Annotated in this window: 13 protein-coding genes and 1 pseudogene; 11 read left to right on the top strand and 3 right to left on the bottom strand. The window is 40.0% G+C overall.

Translation table 11 applies throughout. The features are described 5' to 3' along the window. The first annotated feature begins 156 nt into the window (after positions 1–156). Both NST38_RS17925 and NST38_RS17920 read left to right on the top strand, forming a co-directional pair. Positions 157–372 (top strand): YolD-like family protein, encoded by a 216-nt coding sequence (locus NST38_RS17925; RefSeq protein ID WP_083684330.1) that lies wholly within the window; start codon positions 157–159, stop codon positions 370–372. Positions 373–1,055: 683 nt separating this feature from the next. Then, positions 1,056–1,300: pseudogene (locus NST38_RS17920) on the top strand (fibronectin type III domain-containing protein); the annotation flags it as partial. Positions 1,301–1,440: 140 nt separating this feature from the next. Here the strand turns inward: NST38_RS17920 and NST38_RS17915 are convergent. Further along, complete coding sequence (locus tag NST38_RS17915) at positions 1,441–1,752, bottom strand: hypothetical protein (RefSeq protein WP_076250193.1); 312 nt, start codon at positions 1,750–1,752, stop codon at positions 1,441–1,443. A gap of 330 nt (positions 1,753–2,082) precedes the next feature. Next, positions 2,083–2,721, bottom strand: coding sequence for a hypothetical protein (locus tag NST38_RS17910; RefSeq protein ID WP_076250195.1), 639 nt, complete (start codon positions 2,719–2,721; stop codon positions 2,083–2,085). A 1,421-nt stretch (positions 2,722–4,142) separates the two neighbouring features. On the opposite strand from NST38_RS17910, the gene NST38_RS17905 reads away from it, so the two are divergent. After that, the gene (locus tag NST38_RS17905; RefSeq protein WP_076250197.1) at positions 4,143–5,444 is read left to right on the top strand and encodes an aldehyde dehydrogenase; all 1,302 of its coding nucleotides are present in this window, start codon (positions 4,143–4,145) and stop codon (positions 5,442–5,444) included. 105 nt (positions 5,445–5,549) lie between these two features. On the opposite strand, the gene lexA is transcribed toward NST38_RS17905, so the two are convergent. Next, positions 5,550–6,176, bottom strand: coding sequence for a transcriptional repressor LexA (gene lexA, locus NST38_RS17900; protein WP_017688034.1), 627 nt, complete (start codon positions 6,174–6,176; stop codon positions 5,550–5,552). Between the two features lie 296 nt (positions 6,177–6,472). Here lexA and NST38_RS17895 point away from each other — a divergent pair, with 296 nt between their 5' ends. From NST38_RS17895 to NST38_RS17860, 8 genes are all read left to right on the top strand, one after another. Further along, positions 6,473–6,850, top strand: a complete 378-nt coding sequence (locus NST38_RS17895; protein ID WP_036613583.1) for a LysM peptidoglycan-binding domain-containing protein — start codon at positions 6,473–6,475, stop codon at positions 6,848–6,850. 95 nt (positions 6,851–6,945) lie between these two features. Continuing rightward, complete coding sequence (locus NST38_RS17890) at positions 6,946–7,155, top strand: DUF896 domain-containing protein (RefSeq protein ID WP_017688036.1); 210 nt, start codon at positions 6,946–6,948, stop codon at positions 7,153–7,155. A gap of 125 nt (positions 7,156–7,280) precedes the next feature. Beyond that, complete coding sequence (locus tag NST38_RS17885; protein ID WP_017688037.1) at positions 7,281–7,790, top strand: hypothetical protein; 510 nt, start codon at positions 7,281–7,283, stop codon at positions 7,788–7,790. A 28-nt stretch (positions 7,791–7,818) separates the two neighbouring features. Further along, entirely contained in the window at positions 7,819–8,610 is a 792-nt protein-coding gene (locus tag NST38_RS17880) for an HAD family hydrolase (protein WP_076250200.1), read from the top strand. Positions 8,611–9,199: 589 nt separating this feature from the next. After that, positions 9,200–10,129 (top strand): ABC transporter permease, encoded by a 930-nt coding sequence (locus NST38_RS17875; protein ID WP_339177159.1) that lies wholly within the window; start codon positions 9,200–9,202, stop codon positions 10,127–10,129. A gap of 12 nt (positions 10,130–10,141) precedes the next feature. Further along, entirely contained in the window at positions 10,142–11,014 is an 873-nt protein-coding gene (locus NST38_RS17870; protein ID WP_036613592.1) for a carbohydrate ABC transporter permease, read from the top strand. 247 nt (positions 11,015–11,261) lie between these two features. Continuing rightward, positions 11,262–12,896 carry an ABC transporter substrate-binding protein gene (locus NST38_RS17865; protein WP_076250202.1) on the top strand — a complete coding sequence of 545 codons (1,635 nt, stop codon included), beginning with the start codon at positions 11,262–11,264 and terminating at the stop codon, positions 12,894–12,896. 102 nt (positions 12,897–12,998) lie between these two features. After that, positions 12,999–13,673 carry a GntR family transcriptional regulator gene (locus tag NST38_RS17860; RefSeq protein WP_036673866.1) on the top strand — a complete coding sequence of 225 codons (675 nt, stop codon included), beginning with the start codon at positions 12,999–13,001 and terminating at the stop codon, positions 13,671–13,673. Positions 13,674–13,694: the final 21 nt, after the last annotated feature.

Below are 13,694 nucleotides of genomic sequence, written 5' to 3'. Positions count from 1 at the left end.
AGTGGTTGCGGGATACATACACTGGGATAACAGGTCGGATACGGCCAATATTGTTATCCTTGAGGGTTGGGAACGTGAGGGTGAACGTCCTAAGGTAGACCACACACCATCCTCTGGGAACATTGACTATTGGACTCAATATTAAGGGGGCTTGTCATGCGTAGCAGGCGGAAGGATAACGGATTGTATGAGACATCTAGAATGATTATGCCTGAACACAGAGAGGCATGGTTGGCTCAGTGTGAGCAACAGAAGAGATGTGGTAAGCCGGAACTTGACGATTGGGAAATGCAACGGATCAGTGAAGTACTTGTTGACTCTTATAATAGAAGTAGTACGGTTGATTTGATATTATTTAACCCATTCTTCTAAGAGCCGATCTCAGGAATAGTTGTGGGATTAAACTCTGCACGGTGTGAAATAAAGCTGATGTTAGAGGATGAGTTCCGCTGGGTTCTTTAGCCGAAATTGTCTCTGTTAATTAATGAGATTGTATCGCTTTAGAATTACGATCTTATACCTTTATAATATCTGTATAAGCATGTTATTTTAATTAGGAGATTTTCGAGTTAACCAGCGTCATATAGACTAGATATCTTGCGGTCAATGTCAGAGTAGTAATATAATCAAAGTGAGTATTTGAAACGAGTTTCAAGACTTCCTCACAGCAGCCTTGACTCAGGTACGCGTATCCATCTGCAGGAATCCAAGTGGATCCTGAGCAACTCATTGATTATGGCGCTCCATTAAAAGGATATAACCTGTTATCCATTAAGATTATGGGCGGTAGATACTTCCGAAATAGTACGAATTCAGGACACAAAAACGGAGGCCATACATGGCTCCTCAGAACGTTGAAAAATACATAATTTATTATTGAATCGAATCGGGCAAGTTACAGAAAAAGTAAAAGCTACAAAAGATCAATTTGGGAATTTCGTTATTCCGGGACTAACTAATGGAACTACATACTATTTTGGAGTGAGTGCTATTGTTAATAGTGTTGAATCTGAATTTCCAATGAGGCATCTGCCACTCCTCAAGGGCCTGCAGTTGAACCTGAACAACCTTCAGGGAACCGTGCTATCCTTGTGGGACCATGACTACCGGCTTAGAAAAAGAGTTCGATCTGATTATGCAAGAAGTTAACAGCTTTATCGATTGGTACGAAGCAAAACAAGCTGGAAGCGGAAAAACATCTTATGCAATTGACAAGCATGAAAATAAGAAAGGGCCTTTCAAGAGCAATAAGGACCAGATCTTATATGATCGGGTTCTGACGTTTGAGGTAAGTGAATAATAAAGGTAGTTATTCTCCAACGGTTATTCTGATGGGTCATTTAGATGTCCCTGTAATAAAAGAAGGCTTCTGATTGAATTCAGAAGCCTTCTTTTATTATTGTTATATTTATATACGTGAATTTTATTATGATGACAAAATTACTCCATTTTCGTTACGTAACCTTCATAGTTTCCGTAATATAATCCGTTTGAGTTGGTAGTAGATGCTAGATTGAGTACTCCATACCAAACTCCATCAGCATAAGTATATGTCTTTGGAACATACTTCGCATCTCCATACTTATTGTTAGCATCTGAATATCTCACATATTTTTGCGTCGCCTGAATCGTAACACTTTGTGCAGTTACAGAACCTTGAACAGAAGATGAGGCAGAAGCAAGTGATGCTGGAACAGCAATACTTGCTACAATAGCAGTGAGCGCTCCAATTGTGGCTAGTTTCTTTTTCATGTAAATACCTCCTAAATTTTTGTGAATGAATTATAAAACTTTACTTTCTAAAAATACCATATAATTCAATGTAAAATTATGACATATATCACGTTGTGATTTGTATTTCACACCCTACAGATCTACTAACGTAACTTCCAAAAATTCCTCCAACTGATTAAGAATATTTTCATAGTAAACTGGGGATGATGTTACTACTCTCTACCATGAATGCTACTATAAATGTACCTGGTCCAAATGACTAGGAAATTTTGTTGTATATTAAAGAACGAACGTTCTAATTTATGCGAAAAAATGGCCCTGCCATCAAATATGTGGGAGGGCCTTTAATTATCTAATGGTATATTCAAAAGTATTGTCTTTTACCTTAATCAGAGCTTTTAACGGTTTATCACTATCAGCGACTTCGTTCGGTATCTCGGCTAGATAATATAACGTTGTAGTTTTTAGAGGATTGACACTAGTGATGTTGCTATAAGTAAAGTCTTCTCCTCCTTTTTCCTCAACAGTGCTGAATGTAGGGTAGTCATACTGATTATCATATATCAAGGTGACATTTGCTATTTCATCTGCATCAATGCCAGTAGAATATAAATTTTTAGCTTTTACAGTGAGTGCAAAATATGTAGAATCTTCTTCCTTTGATTCGTAGTACGTGTAGAAATTACCTGGTTTTGAAGGTTCAATCTTTTTAGAAAACTTTTGTTTAGAGACTGAAAGCTCCGCATACCCGTCTATCGTTACTGTATCATTTTTTTTAATTGTAGTTGCAGTAATTTCTTGTTCCTCATTGACAGAATCTGTTGTTATTTCATCTTTTGACTCTTCTGTTGGTTCTGTTTGCGACACAGTGGACTCCACTTCATTTGCGACGACCCCATCACTTTTTAAATCGGCATTAGGTTGAGGTGAGCAAGCTGCAAGTGTTAAAAATGCGGAAATAAGCAAAATTCCTGGTACTATTTTCATATTACTAATAATCCTCCTATTAATATTCTTATTACATAGTCTATCAGACCTAGGTAAATGTTTCTGTATATAATTGCAGATATCTCTGAATTTAATGTTAAAAACGAACTTATTTTCTCACATAGTATTGGTGAGGTGATTGATATGTTAAAGGATTGTTAAAGAAAGGTCCTCCGGATCTTAGATAAGTACAAAGGTGGACGGCGTAGGTTTCCTACTATACATGAGATTATAGCCGAAACGGGTAAACATAAGACGAACGTCATGGCTGCTCTTGACGCTCTTGTGGGAGCGGAAAACTATACATTTGGAGGATGGTCTGAAATGTCCTACAAAGTGATCTTAGAAGGCTGGGTGGGGAGAACGTCCTAAGGTAGGCCGCACACGAACTTCTGGGAACATCGATTTTTGGGCTAATATTATGGGGCTTTCATGCGTAGCAGACTGATAGATAACGGATTGTGAGACATCCAGGTTGATTATGGCTGAACACAGAGAGCCGCGGCAACCCTGATTTGGACGATCAGGAAACACAGCGGACCAGTTAGGTACTAGTTGGCTCTTATAATAGTAGTAGACGGTTTATTTGAAATTATTTAACTCTTTCTTTGAAGAGCCGATTTCAGGAGTAGTTGTGGGATTAGACTTTGTACGGTGTGAAATAAAGTTGATGTTAGAGGGTGAGTTCCGCTCGATTTCTTTAGCCGAAATTATCTCGGTTAATTAAAGGGATTGTATCGCTTATGAATTGTGAGCTTATAATTTACAATATTTGTATAAGTTTAATATTTTGTTTAGGAGATTTTTAATTTAACCAGCGCTATAATTTATTGCTTTTAATGTCAGAGTAATAATGCAATCAAAATGAGTATTTGAAATGAGTTTCTTCATTATAATAAGAAAAAAAGGCGCCCACAAAATGCCCAAAAATGTCCCCTGAATTCTTCTTCACCAGCCCACATTTCTGTGTTTATTTGTAACCAAGGATTACATTTATATAACAAAACACGTTTGTTCGTCGATTTAGATAATCGCAAAACTCACTTTTCATAATGAAAGGGGAGTTTTTTATATATGGTAACTAAACCTCTCCATCTGATGAATTGAATCACTTCATGTTTGTTTTAGCGCAAAACGATTGTCATTTATTTACTAACTTATTAAAGAGAAACTGAGATTAGAATTCTTTCTACAGTGCATTAAACTGTCTGAATCAAAAGATTTTAATCAAACTTCCTTAGAAATTCTGATAGCCACGAATAGGAGGGAATACTAGCTTTCACTCTATAAAAATTCCAACCATCGTTCAAATACATACAAATGGATGTTTCATTTGTATGTTGAAAGTTTCATATAGAAGAGGTATACTTTAATTAAATTTTGAACAATTTAATTTTAAATAATTAATTGGAGATGTTAATATGAATCAGGCTAAACAACTTGTGACAGAACAACGTACATTTTTTTATACAGGACAAACTAAAAATATCGAGTATCGGATTAATGCACTTCAACAGCTTAGAAAGGGAATTGAAAAGTATCAGCAACGGATTCAAGATGCACTTCGGGCAGATCTGAACAAATCTGAGGCGGAAGCTTACGGTTCCGAGATTCGCATTGTTTTGGGTGAACTGGATTTTGCATTAGAACACCTGCAGGAATGGGCTGCACCAAAACAAGTCCCAACCAATTCGGCTATGCCGGATGGTGTGAGCACCATTTACCCTGAACCATACGGAGTGGCTCTTATTATTGCACCTTGGAACTATCCTTTCCAACTGGCCTTTGGTCCACTGATTGGAGCAATCGCAGCCGGTAACTGTGCAGTTATCAAGCCTTCTGAATTAACACCAGCCGTATCTCGTCTGACGTATGATCTGATTCAAGAGATCTTCCCTCAGGAGTATATTGCGGTTATGGAAGGAGAAGTCGAGGCTAGCACAGCATTGTTGAAAGAGAAGTTTGATTATATTTTCTTCACAGGAAGCACGGGTGTTGGTCGCATTGTTATGAAGGCAGCTGCGGAGCATCTGACTCCTGTAACCCTTGAGCTAGGGGGCAAGAGTCCTGCTATTGTCCATAACGATGCAGATCTGAAGCTGGTGGCACAGCGTATTGTTCGTGGTAAGTTCCTTAATGCAGGCCAAACTTGCGTTGCTCCGGATTATTTGCTTGTACATGAACAAGTTCATGACGAATTGATCAATCTGATTGGCGCAGAGATCAAAGATAAATTTGGGGACGATGTGTTACAGAACGCTGATTTCCCGCATATTGTTAACTCGCGTAACTTTGATCGGTTGTCGAAATTCCTAACAGATGGCAAAACGCTGATTGGTGGACGTTCTGTACGAGAGCAGTTGCTCATTGAGCCGACTGTACTTGGAGATGTGAACTGGGAATCAGCTGTCATGCAAGAAGAGATCTTTGGTCCGATTCTTCCTGTATTTACGTACAGTGACCTGAATCCTATGCTAGATGAGATTGTTCGCCGGCCAAAACCATTGGCGCTATATCTCTTCACACAGGATGAGCAGCTGCAGGATCAGGTTCTGAATCAAGTATCCTTCGGTGGGGGATGTATTAATGACACACTTTCTCATATGACTTCACACTACCTCCCGTTTGGTGGTGTAGGAGAGAGCGGTATGGGCTCATATCACGGACAACAGAGCTTTGATGTGTTCTCGCATCACAAGAGTGTTCTGAAACGCAGTGAATAATTAGCCGCTAAAATAACAAAAACATGAAAAAAAGAGGTTGTCCTGTTGATCAGGATAACCTCTTTCGTATTTCATTACATCTAGTTTTGTTACTCAAGTTAAATATTAATGAATATCTCGGAAAAGGCCAATGACTTTACCCAGAATACTAACATGTTTCAAACGTAAAGGTTCGAAGGTCGCATTCTCCGGTTGAAGGCGAATATGATCTTTCTCTTTATAGAACGTTTTCACTGTAGCTTCATCGTCTTCAGTCATTGCAACGACGATATCACCGTTATCAGCAGTTTGCTGTTGACGGACAATAACGTAATCTCCGTTAACGATTCCAGCTTCCACCATGCTATCTCCGACTACCGAAAGCATAAACACTTTCTGTTCGCCTACATAATGTGTAGGAAGAGGGAAGTAGTCTTCAATGTTCTCGGTTGCAGTGATTGGAACCCCGGCTGTAACCTTACCAACAACAGGAATACGTGCAACGCTATGAGCAAATTGATGAGAATGCTCAGATTCTTCTTGGCTCAAAAGCTCAATGGCTCTTGGCTTGGTAGGGTCGCGTCGGATCAAACCTTTTTTCTCCAAACGATCCAAATGTCCATGTACTGTTGAGCTGGAAGCCAGTCCAACCGCTTCACCAATTTCCCGTACGGAAGGAGGATACCCCTTCAACCGGACTTCATTTCGTATAAACTCCAGAATAGCCTGCTGCCTGCTGGATATCTTCGACATACCGTATCAACCCCATTTTAGTAACGTTTGGGAAAATTATAACATAGAACCTCCGTTCGTACAAACATAAGTTCTAAATAAAATAGCATTAAATCAGTGTTTTTTAGCTTATAGAACAGAAATTGTCCAAAAGTCAGAGCATAATACTGCAAATGTTTTGTAAAAGGACTTGAAATAAGATATTTCTCCTTCAAAAAAGAAGCGAACAATTGTTCTAAAAATCTATTGAACAAAACAAGTGTTCGTGTTATATTGATTCCAACAGATAGGAACAAACGTTTGGAGGCGGGTATTTAATGAGATATTCTACTTATCAAAGCATTTATGAACCAATGAATTCGGAACTGGTGAAGTCTAACATAGGGAACTACAAGAAGGTTTTAGCGCGTTTCAAGATTTCTTCATGGATGTTAAAGGTAGTCATTACCTCTATGATTATATTTATTGGATGCAGCACCGTTTTAACTGTATTTGCCGGCAATGAGAATGATGTTCTGCCTGGAGGAAAGATAGCTGTTTCACAAGGGGAAACATTATGGAGTATTTCTTTGGAACATAAACCGACGAATATGGATACACGTATATATATAGAAGCAATTAAGAAAGTGAATCAACTTCATACAACTTCCATCCAAGTGGGACAAGTACTAGCTCTACCGCAATTTGCAGAATAAAATGCACATCAATGAGTGTTAGCGCGTGTCAGCTTGACAAGCAGCCTTTATAATGGCAAAGTTAATATGACTTTGTATTTTTGGAGGGGACAAGCTTGGATATAGATAGTCTGGTAGCACGCATTAACGAATTGGCTCGTAAGCAAAAGTCCACTGGATTGTCGGAGGAAGAGCTTGCTGAACGTGCCGAGCTAAGAGAGATTTATTTGAGTAATATTCGCAGCAATTTCAGACAACAACTGGATACCATTGAGATTGTTGATGATGAGAATGACAAAGGCCACCAAGGCAAACTCAAACACTAACGAAACCTAATGATATCATTATGATATTTAGGTTTCTTCCTGTTATTTTGAGTGTGCAATTTATAGGGGGAAATGTTGGTTTGCAATTATGTAAGCCGATACAAAGACACATAAGGGGGATTCTCATGTCGCGTTCGTTCGAGAGAACGGTTAAGAAAAATTCCAAGCAGTTAAATCAGCAACGCAAAAAAAGTGGTCAACCAATCACAGGTACACCAGGTGAAGAAGTCTTTAAGGGACGCAGTCTTTTGTTCCCTATATTTTTGATTGGTCTCGCCTTTTTGTATCTGTTTATGAGCACGTTCCTTGTGCAAGCTCCAATGACAACTTGGGACTGGGTGACCATGCTGCTTTACGTATTTTTGGCAGTCATCTTCATGCTTCGTCGTCCATACATCAAGATTAGCAGTAATCGGATTATAACGACGAAGGGTAATCGTGAACGTTCAATTGGGGTTGACGATATCGTCAAATTCAGAATTGAACCAGGTACAGTTGTTATCGAACATAACAGTCGCGGGAAAAGATGGGTGTTCACCAAGTTATTGAACCGTTACGATACAGATGCGATTGCAGAACGTTTGCTGAAGTTTGCAAAAGCACACCAGATCACCGTGGAAACCGTCGAAAAGTAATTATTGCATAAAGGGGTAGATGATCGGAATGGCGTTAAAAGCGATTTTGTTCGACCTAGATGATACTTTATTATGGGATGAGCGTAGTGTTCGAGAATCTTTTCATGAGACTTGTCTAATCGCAGCGAAAGAGACTGGGGTTAAACCAGAAGAACTTGAAGAAGCTGTTCGTAATGAGGCACGTGGACTGTATGAATCATATGAAACCTTTCCTTTTACTAAAATGATTGGAATCAATCCGTTTGAAGGCCTTTGGGCTAACTTTACTGGTGGGGATCAACCTGAGTTCCGTCAGTTGGAACAACTTGCTCCAGTTTACCGTAAAGAATCCTGGCTTCGTGGCTTGTTGAAGTTGGGTATAGATCGGGAAGATCTTGCTGAACAACTTGCCGAGCAGTTTGGAGTAGAACGGAGATCCAGACCTCATGTATACGAAGAAACGATGGATACCTTGCGTCAGTTACAAGGAAAGTACAAACTGTTGCTGTTAACGAACGGTTGTCCTGCTTTGCAACAAGAGAAGTTGGATGGTGTACCTGAATTAACTCCTTTCTTTGATGAGATTATTATCTCGGGTAACTTCGGAAAAGGAAAACCAGATCCGTCGATATTTGAACATGCTTTGAGTAAACTGGGTGTTAAACCCGAAGAGAGCATGATGGTTGGAGACAAGTTAACGACTGATATTCGTGGTGCTTTATCATCTGGCATCCAATCCGTATGGATTAACCGTGAGCATAAGACCAACAATGAAACGTATGCGCCAGACCATGAAATAACACATTTATCAGAATTAAATCAGCTTATTGCTAATTTCTAAGCGGAATCAGTTATAACATCTTTCCTCAGCACCCTGAAACATTGGAAGCTTCAATGAACGATGATGTCGTTCTTGAAGTTACCAATGTTTTTTTATTTGAGCTTGTTGAGTAAATTACCTTGTTAAAAGAGATCTCTATTTTTTTTGCTAAAAGTTATTGAAATTAGAGGGAAGCTGGATTAGAATGTAACTAACATACTAGTATGACTAGTATTTATATTGTCATAAAGCAATATCTTTTTGACTTACTTCATTAAATGGAGGCAGGGAGTTATTGCTTATTATTTTCGATTGATTGTAAGCGCTTAATATTTCAGAGTATCTTCTTCCGATTTGGAGATCACACCACTTAGTAAGTGCTAATTAATGATGTGAAGCACTTTGGATTGTGTGATTCTACATAATACATCAAATTGATATCGCTTACATTCAGCAATTATCTATTTGGTAGTGGGGGGGAAGTTAAAGGAGTTATTGTCTTCTACAAGAGGAGAAACGATGGGAACTGTACATGAATTACTCTTACTTATCAAGTCCTGGATCGGAGTGAAAACACATGGAGTCGGAAACCGCTAAAACAACGTTAACCATGACATCTTTACGTAAAGAGAGCAGATTACGAACGGCAGCAACTTTGTTCCGCAAAGACTGGCAGCTGTATTCACTATTAATCCTTCCCATCATTTATCTCCTTATTTTTAAATATGGGCCGATGATTGGTAATGTGATTGCGTTCAGACGTTTTGTTCCCGGGGGAAGTATATTTGGAGAAACGTGGGTTGGATTAAGATACTTCAAAATGTTTATTGAGGACCCTACCTTCTGGAGAGTATTCGGTAATACGCTGATGTTGGGCGGACTTGCATTGCTCTTTACATTCCCGGTTCCAATCATTTTTGCTTTGATGCTTAACGAAGTGAAGAGTAAACGATTCAAGAAGTTTGTACAGACCGCGTCTTATCTGCCTCATTTTCTGTCTATCGTTATCGTTGCGGGTATGATCCTGCAGCTGACAGCAGTGAATGGTTCCATTAATGGACTGGTGGCTTTCTTCACCGGAGACAATATTCCTTTTATGCAGCGGGCTGAGTGGTTCAGAACAATCTATATCACTTCCGAGGTATGGCAGGGTATGGGTTGGGGAGCGATTCTGTATCTGGCTGCACTGACAACCATTGATGATTCTTTGTATGAAGCTGCGCGTATCGATGGTGCCAATCGGTGGAAGCAAACGATTCATGTAACGTTACCAGGGATCTTGCCAACGATTGTGACGTTATTGATTTTGAACATGGGTAATTTCCTGGCAGTTGGATTTGAAAAAATCTTACTCTTGTACAATCCGCTTATCTACGAGACATCTGATGTGATCTCCACTTACCTGTATCGGGTTGGACTGGAATCCAGTAACTTCAGTTATGCTACCGCAATTGGCTTGTTCGAATCGCTGATCGGTCTGATTCTGGTGTTCTCCGTAAATGCCATTTCACGCAGACTGACACAAAGAAGCTTATGGTAAAGGAGGAGCACCATGCAGGAATCCAGATCTTACAAGGTATTTAAAGTATTCAATGTCATCTTTCTGCTGTTCGTGGTATTTATAACGCTCTATCCATTCTTAAATGTCGTGGCACAATCCTTCAGTAGTGAGTCCTATATTAATTCGGGTAAGGTTAGTTTGTTCCCAAGAGGATTCAATGTGGAGACATACAAGACCATCTCACGTGACAGCATGTTCTGGACGAATTATAAAAATACGATTATCTATACTGTAGTAGGTACATTAATCTCCATGTTTATGACGACTATTTTCGCCTATGCCCTGTCCAAAAAGAGGTTGATGGGTCGCAAGTTTCTGACGATGTTCGCCGTATTTACCATGTTCTTCAGTGGTGGATTGATTCCAAACTATGTGTTGATTAATTCCCTTGGGTTCAACAACACCATGTGGGCACTTGTTGTTCCTGGCGCAATTAGCATATACAACATGCTGATCATGAAGTCATTTTTTGAAAATATGCCTGAAGAACTGGAGGAAGCTGCCTCCATTGACGGTTTGAACACCTACGGGATCTTGTTACGCATTATATTGCCGCTTAGTAAAGCCGTTATGGCAACCATGGTGCTGTTCTACGCAGTAGGTCATTGGAATTCCTGGTTCCCAGCCTTTCTGTATTTGGACAAAAAAGAACTGTTCCCTGTCACCATTTATTTGCGCAATATGATTGCAGGAGCGACAAGTGGGGCATCTGCCGGTGCAACCTCAGCTGATAACCTGACACAGATTGCTGCCAATATTAAGTCAGTAACGATGGTATTAACCATCTTGCCGATACTCACCATCTATCCATTTGTCCAAAGATACTTTGTAACCGGTATCATGTTAGGGTCTGTTAAACAGTAATACGTAGCAGCTATATAAATTGAACTACAGATGATTTACACGGAACACTCCGATGACAGAATAACCTTTCAATCGCTGTTATCCCCAGATTTTTTCGATTCCCTTTTTAAAAGGGAGAATCCGGTGATAGCATATGCTTCCGATGAAGCTTTCTTTCAGAAAGCTTGTAGGCGAGCGCTTCGCTTTTTATTGATTAAAAAGTTTTAAGTCAAGGTCAACCTAAACCAAATTCAGGGGGATAACCTAAATGAATCAAAAGCCACGTAAGTTTGTTGGTAAAATGGTGTTGGCATCAATGATGACCGTTGTTCTGGCAGCATGTAGCAACGGTAATGGAGCCGGAGGTGACGTCACAGAAGTTCAAACCAAGGCAGCGATGGAGACGTACAATGTAGGGGATACATTCAAGGCGACCGAGCCATTTAATCTCTCCATACTATATAGTGATCAACCTACCTATCCGTACAAAAAAGACTGGTTGCTTTTCGAAAAGATGACTGAAATGACTGGTGTTACACTTGAGCCAACGATTGTTCCTATGAGTGACTATTCTCAGAAGAGATCTCTTCTAATCAGTTCTGGTGATGCACCGCTGGTTATTCCAAAGACCTATCCTGGTGAAGAATCTGCTTTTGTATCTTCCGGTGCGATTCTGCCCGTTAGTGATTATATTGATTTGATGCCCAACTTCAAGGATAAAGTGGAAAAATGGGGATTGGAAGAAGAAATCGAAGGACTTCGACAGGAAGATGGCAAGTATTATGTACTCCCGGGTCTGCATGAAGAAGTATGGCCAGATTATACATTAATCGTAAGAACAGATGTTTTTGAAGAAAATAACATTGCTATCCCAACCACATGGGATGAACTGTATGACGCTGCAAAGAAACTCAAAGAGCTGTACCCGGATTCCGTTCCGTTCTCGGACCGTTTCAAATTTAATAGCACATTAGGTATTGCGGCTACCGGCTTTGGTACCAAGGCTGGATGGGGTTTTGGTAACGGATTGACGTATAAGGAAGATCAGGATCAATTTGTGTACACGGCTACTACACCGGAGTATAAGGAAATGCTAACGTACTTTAACAAGTTGGTATCCGAAGGATTGCTGGACAAAGAAAGTTTCACGCAGGATGATGATCAGGCTGTACAGAAATTTGTATCCGGCAAATCATTCATGATTAATGGTAATTCCCAAACGGTGGTGCTGCACCGAAATGATATGAACAAAACGCTGGGAGAAGGTAAATACTCTGTTGCGAAGATTACAGTTCCTGGTGGGCCAAAAGGGCAATTAATGTCTGGCTCCAGACTTGAAAACGGTGTCATGATATCCGGGAAAATTCAAAAAAGCGAAAACTTCAAAGCCATTATGCAATTTGTGGATTGGTTATACTACAGTGATGAGGGTCAAGAGTTTGCCAAATGGGGCGTTGAAGGCGAAACATTTACCAAAGAGGAAGGAAAACGTAAATTGGTAGAAGATGTGAACTACAATGGCTTGAATCCTAAAGGCACGAAGGATCTGCGTATTGACTTTGGATTCTCTGGTGGAGTATTTGCCTACGGTGGTACGACAGATCTGCTGCAATCGATGTTTAGTGAAGAAGAGTTGAAATTCCAGCAAGACATGAAGGATACCAAGGAAGTGATCCCGGCAGAACCACCAATTCCTTACTCCTCAGAGGACCGTGAACGGGTGACACTTCTGAGTACACCACTGAAAGATTATTCGGATCAAAATACACTTAAATTTATCTTGGGTGAGCGAGACTTGTCTGAATTCGATACGTTTGCCAAAGAGCTGGATAGTCAAGGGTTATCTAATTATCTGAAGCTGGCAAATGACACGTACAAAGCCTACAAAGAAAACAAGCAATAATATAGTTGATGTTGGCCAGATTACCGTTTCACACCGATATATAAGTGGAACGGTAATTTGTGCTAAGATGAATGAATACGGCTGATAGAAAGAGGTCTAGGCATGTCACTTAATCAAAAAATTAGAGGCTCGACCCGGGCATATTCATATAACCTGTTAAAAGAACGAATTCTTCACCTGGAACTTAAGCCGGGTACCAAGATTTCAGAGAAAGAGATTGCAGATGAACTGCAGGTGAGCAGAACACCCGTGAGAGAAGCATTCATGAAGCTTGCTGAAGAAGAACTGCTGGACATTATTCCCCAGAGTGGAACGATCGTCTCTCATATTAATCTGGAGCATGTGGAAGAAGGCAGGTTTATGCGGGAGAAGATGGAGAAGGAAATCGTGACTTTGGCTTGTGTTTCTTTTCCTGAAGAGTACAGATTTCGACTTGAAACCAACATTGCAATGCAGGAAGTCTGTATAGGAAAAAACAATTTCTATCGGCTTTTTGAACTGGATGAAGAGTTTCATCAGATTTTGTTCCAGGGCACGGGTAAGCTGAGAACATGGAAAATGTTGCAACAACTGAATATTCCGTTTAATCGGTTGCGTTTATTACGTCTAGCGGAGGACTCCAACCTGGAGGTCATTATCTCCCAGCACAAAGAGATTTATCGTCTTATCACAGAGCGTCAGACCGAGCAAGCTGTTCAGGTGATGGAAGCTCATCTTAGACTCGTTGTTATTGAACAGGAATCGATAAAGGCGAAATACCCGCATTATTTTATATAATGCACCGATGTTGTACACTAC

The sequence above is a fragment of the Paenibacillus sp. FSL H8-0104 genome, from assembly GCF_038050215.1.
GTDB lineage: Bacteria > Bacillota > Bacilli > Paenibacillales > Paenibacillaceae > Paenibacillus > Paenibacillus amylolyticus.
The sequence above is the reverse complement of the archived record's forward strand: the minus strand, read 5'-3'. Positions and strand labels throughout refer to the sequence as shown.

Coding starts and splice junctions, on each gene's coding strand:
- NST38_RS17925 (WP_083684330.1), top strand. CDS start 157: ATGCGTAGCAGGCGGAAGGATAACGGATTGTATGAGACATCTAGAATG.
- NST38_RS17915 (WP_076250193.1), bottom strand. CDS start 1,752: ATGAAAAAGAAACTAGCCACAATTGGAGCGCTCACTGCTATTGTAGCA.
- NST38_RS17910 (WP_076250195.1), bottom strand. CDS start 2,721: ATGAAAATAGTACCAGGAATTTTGCTTATTTCCGCATTTTTAACACTT.
- NST38_RS17905 (WP_076250197.1), top strand. CDS start 4,143: ATGAATCAGGCTAAACAACTTGTGACAGAACAACGTACATTTTTTTAT.
- lexA (WP_017688034.1), bottom strand. CDS start 6,176: ATGTCGAAGATATCCAGCAGGCAGCAGGCTATTCTGGAGTTTATACGA.
- NST38_RS17895 (WP_036613583.1), top strand. CDS start 6,473: ATGAGATATTCTACTTATCAAAGCATTTATGAACCAATGAATTCGGAA.
- NST38_RS17885 (WP_017688037.1), top strand. CDS start 7,281: ATGTCGCGTTCGTTCGAGAGAACGGTTAAGAAAAATTCCAAGCAGTTA.
- NST38_RS17880 (WP_076250200.1), top strand. CDS start 7,819: ATGGCGTTAAAAGCGATTTTGTTCGACCTAGATGATACTTTATTATGG.
- NST38_RS17875 (WP_339177159.1), top strand. CDS start 9,200: ATGACATCTTTACGTAAAGAGAGCAGATTACGAACGGCAGCAACTTTG.
- NST38_RS17870 (WP_036613592.1), top strand. CDS start 10,142: ATGCAGGAATCCAGATCTTACAAGGTATTTAAAGTATTCAATGTCATC.
- NST38_RS17865 (WP_076250202.1), top strand. CDS start 11,262: ATGAATCAAAAGCCACGTAAGTTTGTTGGTAAAATGGTGTTGGCATCA.
- NST38_RS17860 (WP_036673866.1), top strand. CDS start 12,999: ATGTCACTTAATCAAAAAATTAGAGGCTCGACCCGGGCATATTCATAT.